16 protein-coding genes are annotated in these 20,006 nt (G+C 59.4%); 8 read left to right on the forward strand and 8 right to left on the reverse strand.

Going from position 1 to position 20,006, the window contains the following annotated elements; translation table 11 throughout:
* Positions 1–142 precede the first annotated feature (142 nt).
* Positions 143–1,663 carry a methyl-accepting chemotaxis protein gene (locus ACQG1K_RS19245; RefSeq protein ID WP_063146541.1) on the reverse strand — a complete coding sequence of 507 codons (1,521 nt, stop codon included), beginning with the start codon at positions 1,661–1,663 and terminating at the stop codon, positions 143–145.
* Positions 1,664–2,085: 422 nt separating this feature from the next.
* On the opposite strand from ACQG1K_RS19245, the gene ygjG reads away from it, so the two are divergent.
* Positions 2,086–3,465 (forward strand): putrescine aminotransferase, encoded by a 1,380-nt coding sequence (gene ygjG / locus ACQG1K_RS19250; RefSeq protein WP_367074982.1) that lies wholly within the window; start codon positions 2,086–2,088, stop codon positions 3,463–3,465.
* Positions 3,466–3,600: 135 nt separating this feature from the next.
* Here ygjG and lsrG read toward each other — a convergent pair whose 3' ends face one another.
* Genes lsrG through lsrA form a run of 6 tightly spaced genes read right to left on the reverse strand, consistent with a single transcriptional unit; the run spans position 3,601 to position 9,286 of the window.
* Positions 3,601–3,894 (reverse strand): (4S)-4-hydroxy-5-phosphonooxypentane-2,3-dione isomerase, encoded by a 294-nt coding sequence (gene lsrG / locus ACQG1K_RS19255; RefSeq protein ID WP_022649458.1) that lies wholly within the window; start codon positions 3,892–3,894, stop codon positions 3,601–3,603.
* Positions 3,891–4,778, reverse strand: coding sequence for a 3-hydroxy-5-phosphonooxypentane-2,4-dione thiolase (gene lsrF / locus ACQG1K_RS19260; RefSeq protein ID WP_022649459.1), 888 nt, complete (start codon positions 4,776–4,778; stop codon positions 3,891–3,893). The genes lsrG and lsrF overlap by 4 nt, the downstream gene beginning before the upstream one ends.
* Positions 4,779–4,789: 11 nt before the next feature.
* On the reverse strand, positions 4,790–5,791 hold the full coding sequence (gene lsrB / locus ACQG1K_RS19265; RefSeq protein WP_367074979.1) for an autoinducer 2 ABC transporter substrate-binding protein LsrB: 1,002 nt from the start codon (positions 5,789–5,791) through the stop codon (positions 4,790–4,792).
* Position 5,792: 1 nt separating this feature from the next.
* The gene (gene lsrD, locus ACQG1K_RS19270) at positions 5,793–6,770 is read right to left on the reverse strand and encodes an autoinducer 2 ABC transporter permease LsrD (RefSeq protein ID WP_023298683.1); all 978 of its coding nucleotides are present in this window, start codon (positions 6,768–6,770) and stop codon (positions 5,793–5,795) included.
* Entirely contained in the window at positions 6,771–7,802 is a 1,032-nt protein-coding gene (lsrC, locus tag ACQG1K_RS19275; RefSeq protein ID WP_150312440.1) for an autoinducer 2 ABC transporter permease LsrC, read from the reverse strand.
* Positions 7,799–9,286: an autoinducer 2 ABC transporter ATP-binding protein LsrA gene (gene lsrA, locus ACQG1K_RS19280; protein WP_045308014.1), complete on the reverse strand. Its 1,488-nt coding sequence runs from the start codon at positions 9,284–9,286 to the stop codon at positions 7,799–7,801. Before lsrA ends, lsrC begins: the two co-directional genes overlap by 4 nt.
* 215 nt (positions 9,287–9,501) lie before the next feature.
* Between lsrA and lsrR the strand changes: the two genes are divergently transcribed.
* The 3 genes from lsrR to ACQG1K_RS19295 all read left to right on the forward strand — a co-directional run bounded on the left by lsrR (position 9,502) and on the right by ACQG1K_RS19295 (position 14,303).
* Positions 9,502–10,473: a transcriptional regulator LsrR gene (gene lsrR, locus ACQG1K_RS19285; RefSeq protein ID WP_022649464.1), complete on the forward strand. Its 972-nt coding sequence runs from the start codon at positions 9,502–9,504 to the stop codon at positions 10,471–10,473.
* A 33-nt stretch (positions 10,474–10,506) separates the two neighbouring features.
* Entirely contained in the window at positions 10,507–12,093 is a 1,587-nt protein-coding gene (gene lsrK, locus ACQG1K_RS19290; RefSeq protein WP_032626354.1) for an autoinducer-2 kinase, read from the forward strand.
* 188 nt (positions 12,094–12,281) lie between these two features.
* Positions 12,282–14,303, forward strand: a complete 2,022-nt coding sequence (locus ACQG1K_RS19295; RefSeq protein ID WP_426721047.1) for an FAD-dependent oxidoreductase — start codon at positions 12,282–12,284, stop codon at positions 14,301–14,303.
* Between the two features lie 132 nt (positions 14,304–14,435).
* Here ACQG1K_RS19295 and rlmG read toward each other — a convergent pair whose 3' ends face one another.
* Positions 14,436–15,572: a 23S rRNA (guanine(1835)-N(2))-methyltransferase RlmG gene (rlmG, locus tag ACQG1K_RS19300; protein WP_058677053.1), complete on the reverse strand. Its 1,137-nt coding sequence runs from the start codon at positions 15,570–15,572 to the stop codon at positions 14,436–14,438.
* A gap of 83 nt (positions 15,573–15,655) precedes the next feature.
* On the opposite strand from rlmG, the gene ACQG1K_RS19305 reads away from it, so the two are divergent.
* From ACQG1K_RS19305 to sstT, 4 genes are all read left to right on the forward strand, one after another.
* A complete protein-coding gene (locus tag ACQG1K_RS19305; RefSeq protein ID WP_045308019.1) occupies positions 15,656–16,159 on the forward strand; it encodes a M48 metallopeptidase family protein in 504 nt (167 codons plus the stop codon).
* A 70-nt stretch (positions 16,160–16,229) separates the two neighbouring features.
* On the forward strand, positions 16,230–17,228 hold the full coding sequence (locus tag ACQG1K_RS19310) for a Gfo/Idh/MocA family protein (protein WP_022649469.1): 999 nt from the start codon (positions 16,230–16,232) through the stop codon (positions 17,226–17,228).
* Between the two features lie 252 nt (positions 17,229–17,480).
* A complete protein-coding gene (locus ACQG1K_RS19315; RefSeq protein WP_022649470.1) occupies positions 17,481–18,446 on the forward strand; it encodes a TerC family protein in 966 nt (321 codons plus the stop codon).
* 275 nt (positions 18,447–18,721) lie between these two features.
* Positions 18,722–19,963, forward strand: a complete 1,242-nt coding sequence (gene sstT / locus ACQG1K_RS19320; RefSeq protein ID WP_367074973.1) for a serine/threonine transporter SstT — start codon at positions 18,722–18,724, stop codon at positions 19,961–19,963.
* Positions 19,964–20,006: the final 43 nt, after the last annotated feature.

Consider the following 20,006-nt stretch of genomic DNA (forward strand, 5'->3'; position numbering starts at 1 on the left):
TCAATGAATCCGGGGCGTAGCAATTAAAAATTGGGTACTTTTTTTAGTTACTTAATATTTCATTAACAACATAACTTATTCTGAAAAACAAAAAAGCCGTTTACCCCGGAGGAATAAACGGCTTTATCGAAGCATGCATTTCTTAATGCAGCACGGTAACCGCATCTTCAAGACGTCCGGCCCGGTGCTTAACCATCGCGGAAATCTGCGCGCTCTCTTCGACCAGGTCAGCATTTTTCTGCGTAATGCTGTCCAGTTCTGCCACGGCACGGGTCAGCTCTGTCAGGCCTGTCGCCTGCTCGGAGGTGGAGTGGCTGATCTGCGCGATAAGCTGCGTGACGTTTTTCACCTGCTCGACAATATCATCCATGGTACGTCCCGCGGCGTGGACCTGATCGGCGCCCGACTGCACTTTGCTGGCGCTGGCGTCGATCAGCTTGCGAATATCGTTAGCCGCGTTCGCGCTGCGGCTGGCAAGATGACGCACTTCGCCCGCCACCACCGCAAAGCCTTTCCCCTGTTCGCCCGCGCGTGCCGCCTCAACCGCGGCGTTCAGCGCCAGAATATTGGTCTGGAAGGCGATGTCATTGATAAGCGAGGTAATAGAGCCAATGCGCTGGGTACTGTCGGCAATGTCATCCATGGTTTTCACCACGGTCTGCATCACGGTGCCGCCCTGCGTGGCCGCGCTGCTGGCAGCCATCGACAGCTTGTCGACTTCGGCTGCGGTCTCGGAGTTACTTTGTACCGACGCCGCCATCTGGTTCATTGTTGCCACAGTCTGCTGCACGTTAGCCACGGTCTGGCGCGTGCGGTCGTTGAGATCTTCATTGCCCTGCGCCAGCCTGTCGCTGCCGTCGCGCACGCTCACCACCTGGCTGGAGACGTCGTTGATAAGCCAGCGGCACATCAGCCCCAGTTGTCCGACGGCCCGCAGCATCAGCCCCAGTTCATCGCTGCGGTTAAGATGCTGCACGCTGTTACGCTCGCCGGTAGCGACCCTGAGCGCCTGCCTTGCGACGTTTTCCACCGGGCGGACAATCTGTTGCTCAAACACCAGGGTGCCAAGCAGCATCACCACGGCTGCCGCCACCAGCGAAGCCCAGCCTGCGGCACTGGCAACCAGCGTTGCGGCCATCACCGCAAAAAGTACCGCCATTACGCTACGCACGCGCCAGCGCAGCGGCATCGCCGGTAATTTGCCGAGCCAGCCTTTGCGCACCACCAGCCCTTTATGAATGCGTTTTTTGCTACGTCCTTCATTGAGCGCCTTATAAAGCGGCTCCACCGCGGCGATCTCGTCCTCGGTGGCGCGGGTACGAATGGACATATAGCCCGTCATCTGGCCGTTACGCACCATTGGTACCGCATTGGCGCGTACCCAATAGTGATCGCCATTTTTACGTCGGTTTTTGACAATCCCGCTCCAGGGCTCGCCCTTTTGCAGCGTGTACCACATGTCGGCAAAAGCCGCTTTCGGCATATCGGGGTGGCGCACAATGTTGTGCGGCTGCCCGAGCAACTCCTGAAGCGTAAAGCCACTCACTTGCACAAAGGTGTCGTTAGTGTGGGTCATGTAGCTGTGGAGGTCGGTGGTCGACATAAGCGTGGTGTCATCGTCCAGCGGATATTCATTCTGGGTGACATAGTCAGGAGAGGACATAGTGAGCATCCCTTGCAGGTTATTTGAATGTTAATTTTGTGGCTTATGTTTTTTCGGCGATAAAAAATTTATCTTTAGTTGTTAAATATGATTGAGATCGCAAATCTCGGTTAAACCGCACTTTTCGTACGCTTTTCTAATTAATTGATTTAAAATACTTTCGACACGAAACTACCTACAAAGCATGATCCCCCGGCGCACACTTAAGGCGCATTTCCTGCCCTGGAGCAGTGCAATTGACGAAACCCCATCCCCGGCTCGTTATCCCTTATCCCGTGCGGCGCGCGATGGCATGATTAAATATTGTGCAACTCTGATTTCACCTGGCGTTTATCCCGATTTTTGTTAAGGCATCTGAGGTGGCGTAATCCCTGCAATACTTAACTCAGTATCATGTGATACGCGATCCCCGGGAGCATATTTTGAACAGGTTACCTTCCAGCGCCTCGGCTCTTGCCTGTACCGCGCACGCACTGAATCTCATTGAAAAGCGAACGCTTGATCATGAGGAGATGAAACAACTTAACCGTGAGGTCATTGATTACTTTAAAGAGCATGTGAATCCTGGTTTTCTGGAGTATCGCAAATCTGTTACCGCCGGCGGGGATTACGGAGCCGTAGAGTGGCAAGCGGGGAGTCTGAATACGCTTGTCGATACCCAGGGACAGGAGTTTATCGATTGCCTGGGTGGTTTTGGTATTTTCAACGTGGGGCACCGTAATCCAGTTGTGGTTTCCGCCGTACAGAATCAACTTGCGAAACAACCTCTCCATAGCCAGGAACTGCTCGATCCGCTTCGCGCCATGCTCGCGAAAACGCTGGCAGCCTTAACGCCCGGTAAGCTGAAATACAGCTTCTTCAGCAACAGCGGCACCGAATCGGTCGAAGCGGCGATTAAACTCGCCAAAGCGTACCAGTCGCCGCGCGGGAAATTCACCTTTATCGCCACCAGCGGCGCGTTCCACGGGAAATCCCTGGGCGCACTGTCGGCGACCGCCAAATCCACCTTCCGCAAACCGTTTATGCCGCTGCTGCCGGGCTTCCGCCACGTACCGTTCGGCGACATCAACGCCATGCGCACCATGCTGAGTGAATGCCGTAAAACCGGCGACGACGTGGCGGCGGTGATCCTGGAGCCGATTCAGGGCGAAGGAGGCGTGATCCTCCCGCCGCAGGGCTATCTGCCCGCCGTGCGTCAGCTGTGCGATGAGTTTGGCGCGCTGCTGATCTTCGACGAAGTGCAGACCGGGATGGGGCGTACCGGCAGGATGTTCGCCTGCGAGCATGAGAACGTTCAGCCAGACATTTTATGCCTGGCGAAAGCGCTCGGCGGCGGCGTGATGCCGATTGGCGCAACGGCCGCCACTGAGGAGGTCTTCTCGGTGCTATTCGACAACCCGTTCTTACATACCACCACCTTTGGCGGTAACCCGCTGGCCTGTGCGGCAGCGCTGGCCACCATCAACGTGCTGCTGGAGCAAAACCTGCCTGCGCAGGCGGAGCAGAAAGGCGACATGCTGCTGGACGGCTTCCGTCAGTTGGGCCGGGAATACCCGGATTTGGTACAGGATGCACGCGGGAAAGGGATGCTGATGGCGATTGAGTTCGTTGATAACGAAACCGGTTATAGCTTTGCAAGCGAGATGTTCCGCCAGCGGGTACTGGTGGCGGGAACGCTTAACAACTCGAAAACCATCCGCATTGAGCCACCGTTGACGCTCACCATTGAGCAGTGTGAGCAGGTGCTGAAGGCGGCGCGTAAGGCGCTGGCGGCGCTGCGGATGAGCGTGGAAGAGGCGTAAAAAACGCCGGGTGGCGCTACGCTTACCCGGCCTACAACATACTGCAGATGTCGGCCCGGTAAGCGCAGCGCCACCGGGCAAACACCGCACCATCCCCCCGTATGCCCGGTAAGCGCAGCGCCACCGGGCAAAACGCTACTCCGGCAACAACCCCACAAAGCAGCGTTTTTTGCGCGGCTCTGACATCAACTCTTCGAGCTTGTCCACGCACGCCAGATAGTGTGGCGTTTGCTTATGCGCCAACACCGCCTCTTCGTCTTTATAGGCCTCATAGATAAAGAACCGGGTTTTCACCCTCGGGTCCTGCAAGACGTCAAAGCGCAGGTTTCCCGGCTCCTGGATCGCCCCCTCGTGGTTGGCGCGAAATACCTCCAGAAACTCATCCACCCGCTCGGGTTTGATGTTGATTTCCACCAGCGTCACGTTCATTTTGCTTCTCCCTGTTTCTCTTCCTGCCAGAACTGGAACGCCTCCCGGGCGCTCATGTTCTCGTGAACCACTTTCTTCACCGCCTTCAGCATGGCGAGCGGCGCGCTGGACTGGAAGATGTTGCGCCCCATATCCACGCCGGACGCGCCCTGGTCAATCGCCCGCCAGCACATCTCAAGCGCCTCATGCTCCGGCAGCTTTTTGCCGCCCGCGATAACAATCGGCACCGGACAGCTGGCGGTCACTTTTTCAAAGCCCTCGTCCACGTAGTAGGTTTTGACGAACTGGGCCCCCATTTCGGCAGCGATGCGGCTGGCGAGCGAGAAATAGCGCGCGTCGCGCGCCATCTCTTTACCCACGCCCGTCACCGCCAGCGTCGGCATGCCGTAACGCGCCCCCGCATCCACCAGCTTGATGATGTTGTTGATTGACTGATGTTCAAACGGGCTTCCGATATAGACCTGCGCCGCCACCGCGCAGACGTTCAGGCGCAGCGCGTCTTCCATCGCCACCGCCACGCACTCGTTAGACAGCTCGCCCAGAATCGAGTTACCGCCGGAGGCGCGCAGCACCACCGGTTTGTTCGTCGCGGCAGGTACCTGGCTCCTGAGGATGCCGCGGGTACACATCAGCACGTCGGTTTCGCCAAACAGCGGCGCGATGGAGAGATCGATACGCTCAAGGCCGGTGGTCGGTCCCTGAAAGTAACCGTGGTCAAAGGCCAGCATCACCGTGCGGTTGCTCTGCGGGTTGAAAATGCGCGAAAGCCGGGACTGCATGCCCCAGTCGAGCGAACCGCAGCCCTTCAGGGTGTACGGCACATTCTGCTGCGGCGTACCGATGCCAAAATCCTTGCCGTCTTTGATGTCGTCTAAATCAGCCATTTGCTCCCCCGTCAGAAATCGTATTTGTTGATGTTCTCTTTGGTGAACACCACCCGCTCCGGCAGCAGCACGATGCCGTTGCCCTTCGCCTCATACTGGTAGCCCTGCACGCTGTTCGGCTCGACCTTCAGCGTCCCGATATCTTTCACCTCCACGCTGTCGCCAGGGTTAAGATCGCCTTTTTTCAGCAAACGATCGGCGACATTGACTGCAATTTTGCCCTGCTGCACCACGTCCCACAGGCCGAAGGCTTTCACCGTGCCGCGCTCAACGTACGGACGCATCACGTTTGGCGTGCTGAAGCCGACAATCGCCACCCCTTCCCGCTTCAGGTTTTCCGCCGCCTGTGCCGCCGCCGGCAGGGCGTTGGCGTCCGGGGCGATGATCGCATCCAGATCCGGATAGGCTTTTAAGATCCCCTCGGCGGTTTGCAGGGATTTAGTGGCGTCGTTATAGCCAAACTGCGTGGTGACGACCTGCCACTGGGGATGGTCTTTCTCGATTTTGGCCTTCGCCTCTTTCACCCACTGGTTCTGGTCGGTGACGGTGGGGCTGGAGTAGAAGAACGCCACTTTCGCGTTCGGTTTGGTGACCTGCTTGCCTGCCATCTCCACCAGCAGGCCGCCCAGCTGTTCCGGCGTGCCCTGGTTGATGTAAATGCTGCGGCACTCCGGTTTGGTGTCGGAATCCCAGGTCAGGACCTTCACGCCGCGCTGCATCGCGCGCTTCAGCGCCGGGCAGAGACCGTCCGGCGACACGGCAGAGACGATGATGGCGTTATAGCCCTGGTTGACGAAGTTATTGATCAGTTGCACCTGGCCGGAGACGCTCGGCTCGGTCGGGCCGTCGTAAGTCACGTCCACGCCAAGTTCTTTCCCCGCCTCTTTCGCGCCGTTGCCGCCGCTGGTGAAGAATCCCACACCCACCAGTTTTGGGATAAAGGCAATGCGGTCCGCCGCCTTCGCCGAAGCGAAGCTGAGGGCCATTGCCAGGACGAGCAGTTTTGTTTTCATCTTACGCTCCGGATAGTTTTCTGAAGAGAGAACGCACCCATTCACGGTGCAGACTCAGCGAACGCCCCATCACCACCACAACCAGCAGCGCCCCTGACAGCGCGCTCGACACCTGGTTGGGGATACCAACCATCTGTAAACCCTGTTGCAGGTACCCCACCAGCAGCGCCGCCAGCGCCGTACCGACAACCGAACCTGAGCCGCCGTAGATATTCGCTCCGCCGAGCACGGCGGCGGTGAGCGCAGGCATCAGTAAATCGCGCCCCAGATCCGAACGCGCGGAGCCGAAATAGGAGACCATCACCAGCGCGGCAATCGCCGAGGCCACGCCCACCAGGCCGTACAGCGCATACGGCATACCGTTCACCGACAGCGCCGCATAGCGCGCCGCGCGCGGATTCTGGCCAATTAAAAACAGATGCCGACCAAAGCGCCCGCGATGGGTAATCAGCCAGAAGAAAGCGGTAATCACCGCGAACAGCACCAGCGGGATCGGCAGGCCCAACACCGTCAGGTTAGCGAACGCCGTGAAGCTGTCCGGGAAGCCGCCGATCCCCTCGTAGCCCGTCGCGCCCGCCATGCCGGAGAGCAGCAGCGCCCCGCCGCCGTAGAGGTAGAGCGTGCCGAGGGTGATCACTAAAGGGCTGATACCGGTGTAGTGGATCAGCGCCGCATTCAACAGTCCGCACAGCAGGCCGAGCAGCAGCGTCAGCGGGATGGCGACCGCCATCGGCCACCCTGCCTGCATCATCACCCCCAGCGCGATAGCGCACAGGCCGATGGTTGAGCCGAGGGAGATGTCGATCCCGCCGCTGATAATCACCAGCGTGAGCGGTAGCGCCACGATACCAATGCAGATAAAGTCGCTGGTGCTGAACAGCAGCATATTGATGTCGAGCATGCGCGGGTTGATGGCGCCGAAGAGCAGGATCTCCAGCACCAGTAAAATCAGCAGCGCGCTTTCCCAGTTAAGCCTCATTCACGCCACCTCTTTTTTGCGTTTGGGAAACGGGGTGACGTGCTTTCCCCCTTTGTTACCGGGCTGGAAACGGCTGTATTTCAGCGCCCGCTGATGCCGCGCCAGTGCCTGACGCAGACGCCCGTCGAGCACCAGCACGCCCAGCAGCACCAACCCGGCGATAAAGTCATTCCACCACGCCGGGAGCCTGAACAGCACCAGCACGGTATCGATTTGGGTGAGGAAGAACGCGCCGAGGAACGCACCGACCAGCGTGCCGGTGCCGCCCAGCAGCGAGATGCCCCCCAGCACGCAGGCAGCGATGGCTTTCATCTCCAGCCCGCTGCCGGTCTGGTTGGGCACAAAGCCTATCTGCGCGGCAAAGACGATCCCGGCGCAGGCCGCCAGCATGCCGTTGAGGGTAAAGGCGATCATGCGGGTGCGGTTCACCGCCACGCCCAGCTGGCGCGCGGCGGTGAGGTTATCCCCCACGGCGTAAAAATTACGTCCAAAGGCGGTGCGCGACAGCGTCCACGCGCCTGTGGCCGCAATAATCAACACCAGCATGCCGAGCGGCGAAATGCCGACGGCGGCAGGCTCAGAGAGGGATTTCAGCCCCGGCGGCAGCCCTTCTATCCACTTCCCGCCGGTCCAGAGCAGCATCGCCCCGCGATACAGCCCCAGCGTGCCGAGGGTGGCGACAATCGCTGGAATGCGCAGCCCCACCACCAGAAAACCGTTGAACGCCCCCGCCAGCGCGCCAATCGTCAGCGCGAAGAGAATGGAAACGGGCAGGCTGTAGCCGCTGTTGAGAGCCACGCCGACGGCAATGGCGGACAGCCCGACGGTGGAGCCGACGGAGACGTCGATATTACGGGTCAGCATCACCAGCGCCGCGCCGATGGCCAGCAGGATCAGGATCTGCGAGCTGGCGAAGATCATCCCCAGGGTCTGTAAGCTAAGGTAGGACGGGTTCAGCGCCACCAGCACGGCGAACAGGGCCAGAATGGCGAGAAACGCGCTCAGCTCGCGGTTTTTCAGTAAGATCTTCATGATTGCCCTCCAAACGCCAGCGCCATCATCCGGTCGAGACTGACGGCCTGGCGCGGCAGTTCGCCGCTGAGCACGCCCTGATGCATTACCAGCACCCGATCCGCGAGGCCGGGAAACTCATCAAGATCGCTTGAGATCATCAGCACTGCCACGTTCTGCGCCGCCACGCTTTTCAGCAGCTGGTAGATATCGGCGCGCGCCGATACGTCCACGCCGCGCGTCGGTTCATCGACGATCAGCAGCAGCGGATTGGCCTCAAGACAGCGCGCCAGCAGCACCTTCTGCTGATTACCACCGGAGAGCGTGCGCACGGTTTGATCCGCATGGTTGAGCTTGATCCCCAGCGCCCGGTGGTAACGCTCCACTACCGCAGACTCCCGCTTTCGCTGCTGCCAGAGCGACGGCTCGTTCAGCGCCACCGTGTTCCAGCGGACAGGCGCGTCGAGAAACAGGCCGGACACCTGCCTGTCTTCCGGCAGATAAACCAGCCCTTTTTCCAGACGGGAACTGACCGGATCGGCGGTGATCTCCTGGTTCTCCAGCCACACTCGCCCGCCGCGTACCGGACGCAGGCCGTAAAGCGTTTCGGCAAACTCGGTACGCCCGGACCCCACCAGCCCGGCCAGACCGACAATCTCCCCGGCATAAATCTCAAGGCTGAGATCAATAAACCCTTCCCCGGTGAGATCCTCCACCCGCAGCACCGGGAAATCCTGCGCCTGGGTTCGGCGGTTACCCGGCAGCGCCAGCCACAGCTTTTGCGTATCGCTTAGCGACTTTTCCCGGCTGACCGGCGTCATGGCGGCGATCAGGGCGTTATCGTCAAAGTGCGCGGTTTCGCCGCTCAGCACCACCGCGCCGTCGCGCATCACCGAGACGTGGCTCGAAAGCATGCGAATTTCCGGCAGCTTGTGCGAGATAAAAACAATGCCAACGCCGAGATCCTGCAGCGCGCGGATCTGGCGAAACAGGCGTTCGGTCTCGCCCGGCGTGAGCGATGCCGTGGGTTCGTCGAGGATCAGAATTCTGGCGTTGCGCATCAGCCCGCGCAGGATCTCCACCATCTGCTGATCCGCGACTTCCAGAGTGCTGGCAGCGGCATCGAGATTAAGCTGACATTGCAGCTGCTGGAGTTTCTCCGCCAGCCGCTTTTCCCGATCTCGTTCGCGCGGCAGACGAAACAGGATGTTTTCCCGCACCGTCAGGTTGGGGAAAAGCAGCGGCTCCTGTGGCACCAGATAAATGCCTAACCGGTGCGCCTGCGACGGGGTAAGCCGTGCAAAAGACTCGCCCGCAACCGAAAGCTCACCGCGATCCGGCGTTTCAACCCCGGCGATGATTTTCATCAACGTCGATTTTCCCGCGCCGTTACCGCCCATCAGCGCATGCACCTGCCCAGCAAGCAGCGTGAAATCAATGCCTTTTAACACAGGCACGCCAGAGAACTGTTTGCAGATGTCACGTGCCTCGAGAAGTGGTGTCATCATCGCTCCGCTATTGAACAAATGATTTTTAGATTTAATAATGTTCAAAAGCGTAGACGGTGAACTATATTTACAACCGTGCAGGGATCACAGTTTTATCGATTGAGATTCAGATAAACCGGGAAGGATCGAAAAGATCCGTTTTGTCGCGTGGCTCACATTTTCACGCCGCACCATCACGAACATATGATCTAAATTTTTATAAGAGTTCAACTATGAGCGATAAACGCACTGCGGAAGAAGGACGGTTTGCCGGGCTGGCACTGGCGGAAGAGGAGCTGGTGGCGCGCGTGGCCTGGTGCTACTACCACGACGGGCTGACCCAGAACGACATCGGCGAGCGGCTCGGGCTGCCGCGCCTGAAGATCTCCCGCCTGCTGGAGAAAGGCCGTCAGTCCGGGGTGATCCGCGTGCAGATAAACTCCCGCTACGAGGGCTGCCTGGCGCTGGAAACCGAGTTGCAACAACGATTTGGCCTGAAGCTGGTGCGCGTGATGCCCGCCCTGAATACGCCGCCGATGAACGTGCGGTTAGGCATTGGCGCGGCCCAGTCGCTGATGGGCGTGCTGGAGCCCGGCCAGCTGTTAGCGGTGGGCTTCGGTGAAACCACCATGAGCAGCCTGCAACACCTGAGCGGCTTTATTAGCTCACAGCAGATCCGCCTGGTGACGCTCTCCGGCGGCGTGGGGCCGTATATGACCGGTATCGGCCAGCTGGATGCGGCCTGTAGCGTCAGCATGATCCCTGCCCCGCTTCGCGTGTCATCCGCTGAAGTCGCCGGGATCTTAAAGCGCGAAACCAGCGTGCGGGACGTGATCCTCGCCGCCACCGCCGCTGACGTGGCGGTGGTCGGCATTGGCTCGGTGAACCAGCGCCGTGACGCGACGATACTGCGCTCCGGCTATATCAGCGAAGGTGAACAGTTGATGTACGCCCGCAAGGGCGCGGTCGGCGATATCCTTGGCTATTTCCTCAATGCCGAAGGGGAATGCGTCGAGGAGCTGGAGATCCACAAAGAACTACTGGGCGTCACGCTCGATGAACTGGCACAGCTGCCCACCATCGTAGGCGTGGCCGGGGGGGAAGAGAAAGCCGATGCGATTTATGCCGCACTGAAGGGCCGCCGTATTAATGGCCTGGTGACGGAAGAGACGACAGCCCGCGCGGTGCTGGCTCTGGCCATTTAAGAGCCCTCCCTGCGCTAACAATGAGGCATGCTCATGAGTTACCTTTTAGCGTTAGATGCAGGGACAGGCAGCGTTCGCGCCGTTATTTTCGATTTGCAGGGCAACCAGATTGCCGTTGGCCAGGCCGAGTGGAAACACCTGAGCGTCGAGAACGTGCCGGGCTCGATGGAGTTCGACCTCGACACCAACTGGCAGCTGGCCTGCCGGTGTATTCATCAGGCGCTGGAGCGCGCGCGCCTGAGCGCGGCGGATATTCAGTCCGTCGCCTGCTGTTCGATGCGCGAAGGGATTGTGCTGTACGACCGCAACGGCGAGGCTATCTGGGCCTGCGCCAACGTCGACGCCCGCGCCAGCCGAGAGGTAGCTGAACTCAAAGAGATCCACGACTACCGGTTTGAATCCGAAGTGTATGACGTTTCCGGCCAGACGCTTGCCCTCAGCGCCATGCCGCGCCTGCTGTGGCTGGCGCACCATCGTCCGGATATTTATCGTAAAGCCGCCACCATCACCATGATCAGCGACTGGCTGGCGGCGAAGCTCTCCGGCGAGCTGGCGGTGGACCCGTCCAATGCGGGCACGACGGGCATGCTGGATCTCTTCTCCCGCGACTGGCGTCCGGCGCTGCTCGACATGGCCGGGCTGCGCGCCGATATCCTCTCCCCGGTAAAAGAGACCGGCACCGTACTGGGGGCCATCACCAAAGCAGCCGCACAACAGAGCGGTCTGCGCGAGGGCACCCCGGTGGTGATGGGCGGCGGCGACGTGCAGCTGGGCTGTCTGGGGCTGGGCGTGGTGCGCGCCGGACAAACGGCGGTGCTGGGCGGCACCTTCTGGCAACAGGTGGTGAACCTGCCGCAGGTGCGCACCGACCCTGAGATGAACATCCGCGTAAACCCGCACGTTATCCCCGGCATGGCGCAGGCAGAGTCGATCAGCTTCTTTACCGGGCTGACCATGCGCTGGTTCCGCGACGCCTTCTGCGCCGAAGAGAAGCTGATTGCCGAACGCATGGGAATGGACCCCTACTCCCTGCTCGAAGAGATGGCGAGCCGCGTCCCGCCGGGCTCCCACGGGGTGATGCCTATCTTCTCCGACGCGATGCATTTCAAACAGTGGTACCACGCCGCGCCGTCGTTTATTAACCTCTCCATTGACCCGGAAAAGTGCAACAAAGCGACGCTGTTCCGCGCGCTGGAAGAGAACGCGGCGATCGTCTCGGCCTGCAACCTGGCGCAGATTTCTCACTTTTCCGGCGTGACGTTTGAGAGCCTGGTGTTTGCCGGCGGCGGCGCAAAGGGCGCCCTGTGGAGCCAGATTTTAAGCGACGTCACCGGCCTGCCGGTGCGCGTGCCAGAAGTCAAAGAGGCAACGGCGCTCGGCTGCGCCATTGCCGCAGGAGCTGGCGCGGGGCTGTTCGCGGATATGGCCTCGACGGGCGAGCGGCTGGTGAAGTGGAGCCGCGAGTTCACGCCAAACCCGGCGCACCGCGAGCTGTACGACGGCATGATGCAGAAATGGCAGGCGGTGTACGCGGACCAGCTCGGGCTGGTGGACAGCGGGCTGACAACCTCGATGTGGCAGGCGCCGGGCCTGATGCGCGACACACGCCCCTCACCCTAACCCTCTCCCCAGAGGGGAGAGGGGACTGCTCCGTGCGGCCTTTCACCCTCTCGAGAGGGCCGGGGTGAGGGGTGAAGTTCTTTGAGATCTATCACAATCATTCGATCCCGCTTTTACCTTTCTGCCGCCGCTGGCTAAATTAGTAACTCATCCGACCACATAACAATAATTTTACACTGGAAGAGACTATGAGCCGCTACCCGTCGTTATTCGCCCCTCTCGATCTGGGGTTCACTACCCTCAAAAACCGCGTGTTAATGGGCTCAATGCACACCGGGCTTGAGGAGCGTCCGGACGGGGCTGAACGTCTGGCAGCCTTCTATGCCGAGCGCGCGCGCCACGGGGTGGCGCTGATTGTCACCGGCGGCGTAGCCCCTGCCCCTTCCGGGGTGACGATGGAGGGCGGCGCGGTGTTGAACGATGCGACACAGTTGCCGCACCACCGCATTGTGACCGACGCGGTTCACAACGAGGGCGGCAAAATCGCCCTGCAAATTCTGCATACCGGGCGCTACAGCTATCAGCCGAACCTGGTTGCCCCCTCGGCTATTCAGGCGCCGATTAACCGCTTTACTCCCCATGCCCTCAGCCATGACGAGATCCTGGCGCTGATAGAGGACTTCGCCCGCTGCGCCGCGCTGGCGCGGGAAGCGGGCTACGACGGGGTGGAGGTGATGGGCTCAGAAGGCTACCTGATCAACGAATTCCTCGCCGCACGTACCAACCAGCGCGACGACGAATGGGGTGGTGACTATGCCCGCCGCATGCGTTTTGCCGTGGAGGTGGTGCGCGCGGTGCGTGAACGTGCCGGTGCGGATTTTATTATCATCTTCCGCCTGTCGATGCTCGACCTGGTGGAAGGCGGCGGCACCTTCGACGAAACCGTGCAGCTGGCGCAGGCGATTGAAGCCGCTGGTGCCACCATTATCAACACCGGGATTGGCTGGCACGAAGCGCGCATCCCCACCATCGCCACGCCGGTGCCGCGTGCGGCGTTCAGCTGGGTAACGCGCAAGCTGAAAGGCAAAGTCTCCGTTCCGCTGGTGACCACTAACCGCATTAACGATCCGCAGGTGGCGGACGATGTGATCTCCCGCGGCGACGCCGATATGGTGTCGATGGCGCGTCCGTTCCTCGCGGATGCCGAACTGCTCTCCAAAGCGCAAAGCGGCCGTGCGGATGAGATCAACACCTGTATCGGCTGTAACCAGGCGTGTCTGGATCAGATCTTCGTCGGCAAGGTCACCTCCTGCCTGGTGAACCCCCGCGCCTGCCATGAAACCAAAATGCCGATCGTTCCGGCGGTCAACAAGAAGCGTCTGGCCGTAGTGGGGGCTGGTCCGGCGGGGCTGGCATTCGCGGTGAACGCCGCTTCCCGCGGGCACAGCGTGACGCTGTTTGATGCGCTGGCGGAAATCGGCGGGCAGTTTACTATCGCCAGACAGATCCCCGGCAAAGAGGAGTTCTATGAAACGCTGCGCTATTACCGCCGGATGATCGAGGTGACGGGCGTCGATCTGCGGCTCAATCAGGTTGTCAGCGCGGCGGATCTGATTGGTTTCGACGAGGTGATCCTCGCGAGTGGGATCGCCCCGCGCACCCCTGCGATCGAGGGTATCGATCATCCGAAGGTATTGAGCTATCTGGACGTGCTGCGCGACAAAGCGCCAGTTGGCGAGAAGGTGGCGATCATCGGCTGCGGCGGGATCGGTTTTGATACCGCGATGTATTTAAGCCAGCCGGGCGAAGCCACCAGCCAGAACATCGCTGAGTTCTGCGTGGAATGGGGCATTGATACCAGTCTCAGTCAGTCCGGCGGTTTACGCCCGGAAGGTCCGCAACTGCCGAAAAGCCCGCGTCAGATCGTGATGCTCCAGCGTAAAGCCAGCAAGCCGGGTGAAGGGCTGGGGAAAACCACAGGCTGGATCCACCGCGCCACCCTGCTCTCGCGCGGGGTAAAGATGATCCCGGGGGTGAACTACCAGAAGATCGACGACGACGGGCTGCATGTGCTGATCGGTGGTGAACCGCAGCTGCTGCGCGTGGATCATGTGATTTTGTGCGCCGGACAGGAGCCAAAGCGCGATCTGGCCGATCCGCTGCGCGAAGCGGGTAAAACGGTGCATTTGATTGGCGGGTGCGACGTGGCGATGGAGCTGGATGCGCGGCGCGCGATTGCGCAGGGGACAAAACTGGCGCTGAGTATTTAACGGCATCGCCCGGTGGCGCTTCGCTTACCGGGCCTACGGGTCCGAGGCCATTGTAGGCCCGGTAAGCGAAGCGCCACCGGGCATTTGAAACCGTAGGCCTGTACAAGCGAAACGCCGCCAGGCAAAACGATCTTATCGACGACGCCCCAGCTTCACCGACTTCAGCACCACAAACTTGTTGTTTGTCGCAATGGTGACGCAGTTACCGAAAATCTTCTTCAGCTTGTGGAAGTAGTCCAGATGGCGGTTCGCCACGATGTACAGCTCGCCGTTGATTTTCAGGCAGCGGCGCGCGTGGTGGAACATCTCCCACGCGACGTTATCCGTCAGGGCGTGCTTCTGGTGGAACGGAGGATTGCAAAACACCGCGTTGAAGCGGAAAGGCTCTACGCCGGACAGCGCGTTATTGATCATAAACTCGCAGCGATCCAGCGCCTCCGGCAGATTGGTTTCCACGTTCAGACGGCTTGAAGCCACCGCCATTGGCGATTCGTCGCTGAACACCACGCAGGCCTCCGGGTTCTTCGCCAGCAGCGTCAGGCCAATCACGCCGTTACCGCAGCCGAGATCGACAATCTCCCCTTCCAGGTTTTCCGGGAGATGTTCCATAAAGAAGCGTGCGCCGATATCCAGACCGGTACGGGAGAAGACGTTCGCGTGGTTGTGGATGGTCCAGTCGGTCCCTTCCAGCTTCCAGCTCAGGGTCTCTGGCGCGTCGGCCAGTTCCGGCGCGCTGAAGGTACAGTTGATCAGGCGCGCTTTTTTCCAGGCCAGCGTCGTAGTGGTCGGGCCGAGCACTTTCTCGAACAGTTCCAGCGTCGAGGTGTGAATATCACGCGCCTTGGCGCCCGCGATGATGCGCGTTTCTGGCGTCACGACTTTACGCAGCGCGCGCAGTTGCTGCTCCAGCAGCGCCATGGTTTTGGGCACTTTAATCAGCACCACCCCTGGCGCCTGCGGGTAGTCCGCGGTGCTGTCGAGGAACTTCACGCTGGATTCGTCGATATCGTTGTGACGCAGGTTTTCACGCGTCGCCAGCTCGCTTAAGTAAGAATCGCCGATACTGTAAGGCGCATGTTCCGCCAGCGCACAGCCCAGCGCGCCAAACGCGTCATTCAGGATCAGTACCGGGCCGCGGATTTCAGTCTCATCCAACTGCTGCAGCAGATATTCATCCGCCGCTTCCCACGCCTGAAGCGGGTTCACGTCGTCCGTTTCCGGGAAACGTTTAAGGTTGAGTGAACGGAAACCGTTGTCTAAGTGGCTCATCGGCCCTCCTGAATGGTAAAATTTGGCGTATCCCTGAAAAGGGTGCGTGAGTATACCCGTTTTCACACTATTTTGGGGTTTTGATGAACCAGCTGACTTATCTCCAGGGCTATCCGGAGCATTTACTAACCCAGGTTCGCGACCTGATCGCCGGGGGAAAGCTCGGCGCGGTGCTGGAAAAACGCTACCCGGGCACGCATGATTTCGCGACTGACAAAGCCCTCTGGCAGTATACGCAGGATCTGAAAAGCCAGTATCTGAAGAGCGCCCCGCCTATCAACAAGGTGATGTACGACAACAAGATCCACGTGCTGAAAAACGCGCTCGGCCTGCATACCGCCATCTCCCGCGTGCAGGGCGGCAAGCTGAAGGCTAAGGCGGAGATCCGCGTCGCGACCGTCTTTCGCAATGCGCCGGAAGCCTTTCTGCGGATGATCGTGGTGCACGAGCTGGCGCACCTGAAAGAGAAAGATCACGACAAAGCGTTCTATTCCCTGTGCTGCCATATGGAGCCGCAGTACCACCAGCTGGAGTTTGATACCCGTTTGTGGCTGACGCATTTATCGTTAAAGAGTAATGCGCAGTAGCGCACGCGAAATGTCATGAGGACGTGCTACAGTGGCTTTAGGTTCCCTGCTACGGAGTACGTAAACGTTTATGATACGTTTCGCAGTCATCGGTACGAACTGGATCACGCGCCAGTTCGTCGACGCCGCCCACGAAACCGGCAAATATAAGCTCACCGCAGTCTATTCCCGCAGCCTTGAGCAGGCGCAAAGTTTTGCGAATGACTACCTGGTTGAACATCTGTTCACCTCACTCGATGAGATGGCGCAAAGCGACGCCATTGACGCGGTCTATATCGCCAGCCCGAATGCTCTGCACTTCCCGCAAACGAAGCTGTTCCTCAGCCATAAAAAGCATGTGATCTGCGAGAAGCCGCTGGCGTCGAATATCCACGAAGTGGAAGCCGCCATTGCGCTTGCCCGCGAAAACCAGGTGGTGCTGTTTGAAGCGTTCAAAACCGCCAGCCTGCCCAACTTCCTGCTGTTGCAGCAGTCCCTGCCGAAAATTGGCAAAGTGCGTAAAGCCTTTATCAACTACTGCCAGTATTCCTCGCGCTACCAGCGCTATCTGGACGGCGAAAACCCGAACACCTTTAACCCGGCCTTCTCGAATGGCTCGATTATGGATATCGGTTTTTACTGCCTGGCCTCTGCGGTTGCGCTGTGGGGGGAACCACACGGCGTGACGGCCACCGCCAGCCTGCTGGAGAGCGGCGTGGATGCACACGGCGTTGTGGTGCTGGACTACGGTGATTTCAGCGTGACGTTGCAGCACTCGAAGGTCAGCGACTCCGTGCTGCCAAGCGAAATTCAGGGCGAAGACGGCTCGCTGGTGATCGAAAAAATCTCCGAATGCCAGAAGCTCAGCATCGTCCCGCGCGGCGGAAAAGCGCAGGAGCTGACGCAGCCTCAGCATATTAACACTATGCTTTATGAGGCAGAGGTCTTCGCCCGTCTGGTAGAAGACAACGAAGTGAACCACCCGGGACTGGCGATCAGCCGCACCACGGCGAAGCTGCAAACGGAGATCCGCCGACAGACCGGCGTAATCTTCCCCGCAGACGGCGTGAATGTGGAAGCCGTCGCGTAAAGCTGTGTAATGAAATCGTGCAGACCATTGACGAAATCGATGGTCTGACATAATTTGTTACCTGCAAAGGGGAGTAACTTCTTCGCCGGTTGATCGTCATTACGATGCGTGCAAAACCGCATCCGGTCGCCGGGCAACCTTCGTGGTTGTAAGTGAGACCTTGCCGGAAGGCGAGGTCTATGCATAAAAAGCTAACGGCTATCGTCTTCTGACCATAGCCGTTTTTGTTTTTTTATGTGTAAGGAAAATAGTATGCATTCTGTCGGCACTCCAATGCTGTGGGGCGGATTCGCGGTTGTCGTGCTCATCATGCTGGCGATCGACCTCTTTTTGCAGGGTCGTCGCGGCGAACACGGCATGAGCGTTAAGCAAGCCGCCGTCTGGTCGCTGGTATGGGTTACCCTCTCACTTCTTTTCTGCGCCGCCTTCTGGTGGTATCTGGCCTCAACCGAAGGTCGCGCGGTGGCCGATCCTCAGGCACTCGCCTTCCTCACCGGCTATCTGATTGAAAAAGCGCTGGCGGTTGATAACGTCTTCGTCTGGCTGATGCTGTTCAGTTACTTCGCCGTGCCTGCGGCCCTGCAACGCCGCGTGCTGGTATACGGCGTGCTGGGCGCCATCATCCTGCGTACCATCATGATCTTCGCCGGTAGCTGGCTGATTACCCAGTTCGAATGGCTGCTGTACGTGTTTGGTGCGTTCCTGCTGTTCACCGGGGTCAAAATGGCGCTGGCGAAAGAAGACGATACCGGTATCGGTGATAAGCCGCTGGTGAAGTGGATCCGGGGTCATCTGCGCATGACGGACAAGATCGAGAGCGAGCATTTCTTCGTGCGTAAGAACGGCCTGCTGTTCGCCACCCCGCTGCTGCTGGTGCTGATTCTGGTCGAGCTGAGCGACGTGATTTTCGCGGTGGACAGTATCCCGGCTATCTTCGCGGTCACTACCGACCCGTTCATCGTCCTGACCTCGAACCTGTTCGCGATCCTCGGCCTGCGTGCGATGTACTTCCTGCTGGCGGGCGCGGCAGAGCGCTTCTCAATGCTGAAGTACGGTCTGTCGGTGATTCTGGTCTTTATCGGTATCAAGATGCTGATTGTTGATTTCTACCATATCCCGATCGCCATTTCGCTCGGCGTGGTGTTTGGCATTCTGCTGGTGACGCTGATTATCAATACCTGGGTTAACCGCCAGCACGATAAGAAGCAGCAGGCTTAGTGCAACGTTCGGTGCGGGCTGATGCCCTCACCCCACCCCTCTCCCACGGGGAGAGGGGGAAATGCAATGCAGGCCGGGTAAGCGCAGCGCCACCCGGCACTTTCGTTAACCAATAGTTAAAAAACATGACGCAACACGTAAAATCCAGCATTTTACGCTTCCGCCTTTCGCTGCTTTCCCTGATACTCAACCAGGCAAACAAATACTTACATCCGGATACAAATGTGACTTAGAGCACATCCAGGATGGAACGCAATTTCACTCAGGAATAACGTATGAGCACACAATCTAAGGGCATGCTTGCGCGCCTGGCGCAGGGCAGTCTTGTAAAACAAATTCTGGTCGGGTTGGTACTGGGTATTCTGCTGGCGATGGTGTCAAAACCTGCGGCGGAAGCGACGGGACTGCTCGGCACCCTTTTCGTTGGCGCACTGAAGGCCGTCGCCCCGGTACTGGTGCTGATGCTGGTGATGGCGTCGATTGCCAACCACCAGCACGGACAAAAAACCAACATTCGCCCTATTCTGTTCCTGTATCTGCTGGGAACCTTCTCTGCTGCCTTAACGGCCGTTGTGTTTAGCTTCCTGTTCCCGTCCACGCTGCACCTGACCAGCGCGGCCGGTGATATCACCCCGCCGTCCGGGATTGTGGAAGTCCTTCGCGGCCTGCTGATGAGCATGGTCTCTAACCCCATCACCGCACTGATGAACGGAAACTACATTGGCATCCTGGTCTGGGCGATTGGTCTGGGCTTCGCGCTGCGTCATGGCAACGAGACCACGAAAAACCTGGTTAACGATTTGTCCAATGCAGTGACCTTCATGGTGAAGCTGGTGATTCGCTTTGCACCAGTCGGTATCTTTGGTCTGGTTTCTTCGACGCTGGCCACCACCGGTTTCGACGCACTGTGGGGCTACGCGCAGCTGCTGGTCGTCCTGGTCGGCTGTATGCTGCTGGTGGCGCTGGTGATCAACCCGCTGCTGGTGTTCTGGCAGATCCGCCGCAACCCGTATCCGCTGGTGCTGACCTGCCTGCGCGAGAGCGGCGTGTATGCCTTCTTCACCCGCAGCTCAGCGGCGAACATACCGGTGAACATGGCGCTGGCGGAGAAGCTGAACCTGGACCGCGATACCTATTCGGTATCGATTCCCCTGGGTGCAACCGTGAACATGGCCGGTGCGGCGATTACCATCACCGTGCTGACGCTGGCGGCGGTGCATACGCTGGGTATTCCGGTAGATCTGCCAACCGCGCTGCTGCTGAGCGTCGTTGCATCGCTGTGTGCCTGTGGCGCATCCGGCGTGGCGGGCGGCTCTCTGCTGCTGATCCCGCTGGCCTGTAACATGTTCGGTATTCCGAACGAGATTGCCATGCAGGTTGTCGCGGTCGGTTTCATTATCGGCGTATTGCAGGATTCCTGCGAAACCGCGCTGAACTCCTCTACCGACGTGCTGTTTACCGCCGCAGCCTGTCAGGCGGAAGATGCGCGTTTAGCGAAGAACGCCCTGCGCAGTTAAAAAGAAAAGCCCGGTGGCGGCTACGCCTTACCGGGCCTACAAG

This window comes from Enterobacter cloacae complex sp. 402C9 (assembly GCF_050030745.1).
Classification (GTDB): Bacteria; Pseudomonadota; Gammaproteobacteria; order Enterobacterales; family Enterobacteriaceae; genus Enterobacter; species Enterobacter intestinihominis.

Bases quoted from the DNA above. Each gene is read 5' to 3' on its own strand.
- ACQG1K_RS19245 (WP_063146541.1), bottom strand. From the start codon at position 1,663: ATGTCCTCTCCTGACTATGTCACCCAGAATGAATATCCGCTGGACGAT.
- lsrG (WP_022649458.1), bottom strand. From the start codon at position 3,894: ATGAACGTGACGCTGGTGGAAATCAACATCAAACCCGAGCGGGTGGAT.
- lsrF (WP_022649459.1), bottom strand. From the start codon at position 4,778: ATGGCTGATTTAGACGACATCAAAGACGGCAAGGATTTTGGCATCGGT.
- lsrB (WP_367074979.1), bottom strand. From the start codon at position 5,791: ATGAAAACAAAACTGCTCGTCCTGGCAATGGCCCTCAGCTTCGCTTCG.
- lsrD (WP_023298683.1), bottom strand. From the start codon at position 6,770: ATGAGGCTTAACTGGGAAAGCGCGCTGCTGATTTTACTGGTGCTGGAG.
- lsrC (WP_150312440.1), bottom strand. From the start codon at position 7,802: ATGAAGATCTTACTGAAAAACCGCGAGCTGAGCGCGTTTCTCGCCATT.
- lsrA (WP_045308014.1), bottom strand. From the start codon at position 9,286: ATGACACCACTTCTCGAGGCACGTGACATCTGCAAACAGTTCTCTGGC.
- lsrR (WP_022649464.1), top strand. From the start codon at position 9,502: ATGAGCGATAAACGCACTGCGGAAGAAGGACGGTTTGCCGGGCTGGCA.
- lsrK (WP_032626354.1), top strand. From the start codon at position 10,507: ATGAGTTACCTTTTAGCGTTAGATGCAGGGACAGGCAGCGTTCGCGCC.
- ACQG1K_RS19295 (WP_426721047.1), top strand. From the start codon at position 12,282: ATGAGCCGCTACCCGTCGTTATTCGCCCCTCTCGATCTGGGGTTCACT.
- rlmG (WP_058677053.1), bottom strand. From the start codon at position 15,572: ATGAGCCACTTAGACAACGGTTTCCGTTCACTCAACCTTAAACGTTTC.
- ACQG1K_RS19305 (WP_045308019.1), top strand. From the start codon at position 15,656: ATGAACCAGCTGACTTATCTCCAGGGCTATCCGGAGCATTTACTAACC.
- ACQG1K_RS19310 (WP_022649469.1), top strand. From the start codon at position 16,230: ATGATACGTTTCGCAGTCATCGGTACGAACTGGATCACGCGCCAGTTC.
- ACQG1K_RS19315 (WP_022649470.1), top strand. From the start codon at position 17,481: ATGCATTCTGTCGGCACTCCAATGCTGTGGGGCGGATTCGCGGTTGTC.
- sstT (WP_367074973.1), top strand. From the start codon at position 18,722: ATGAGCACACAATCTAAGGGCATGCTTGCGCGCCTGGCGCAGGGCAGT.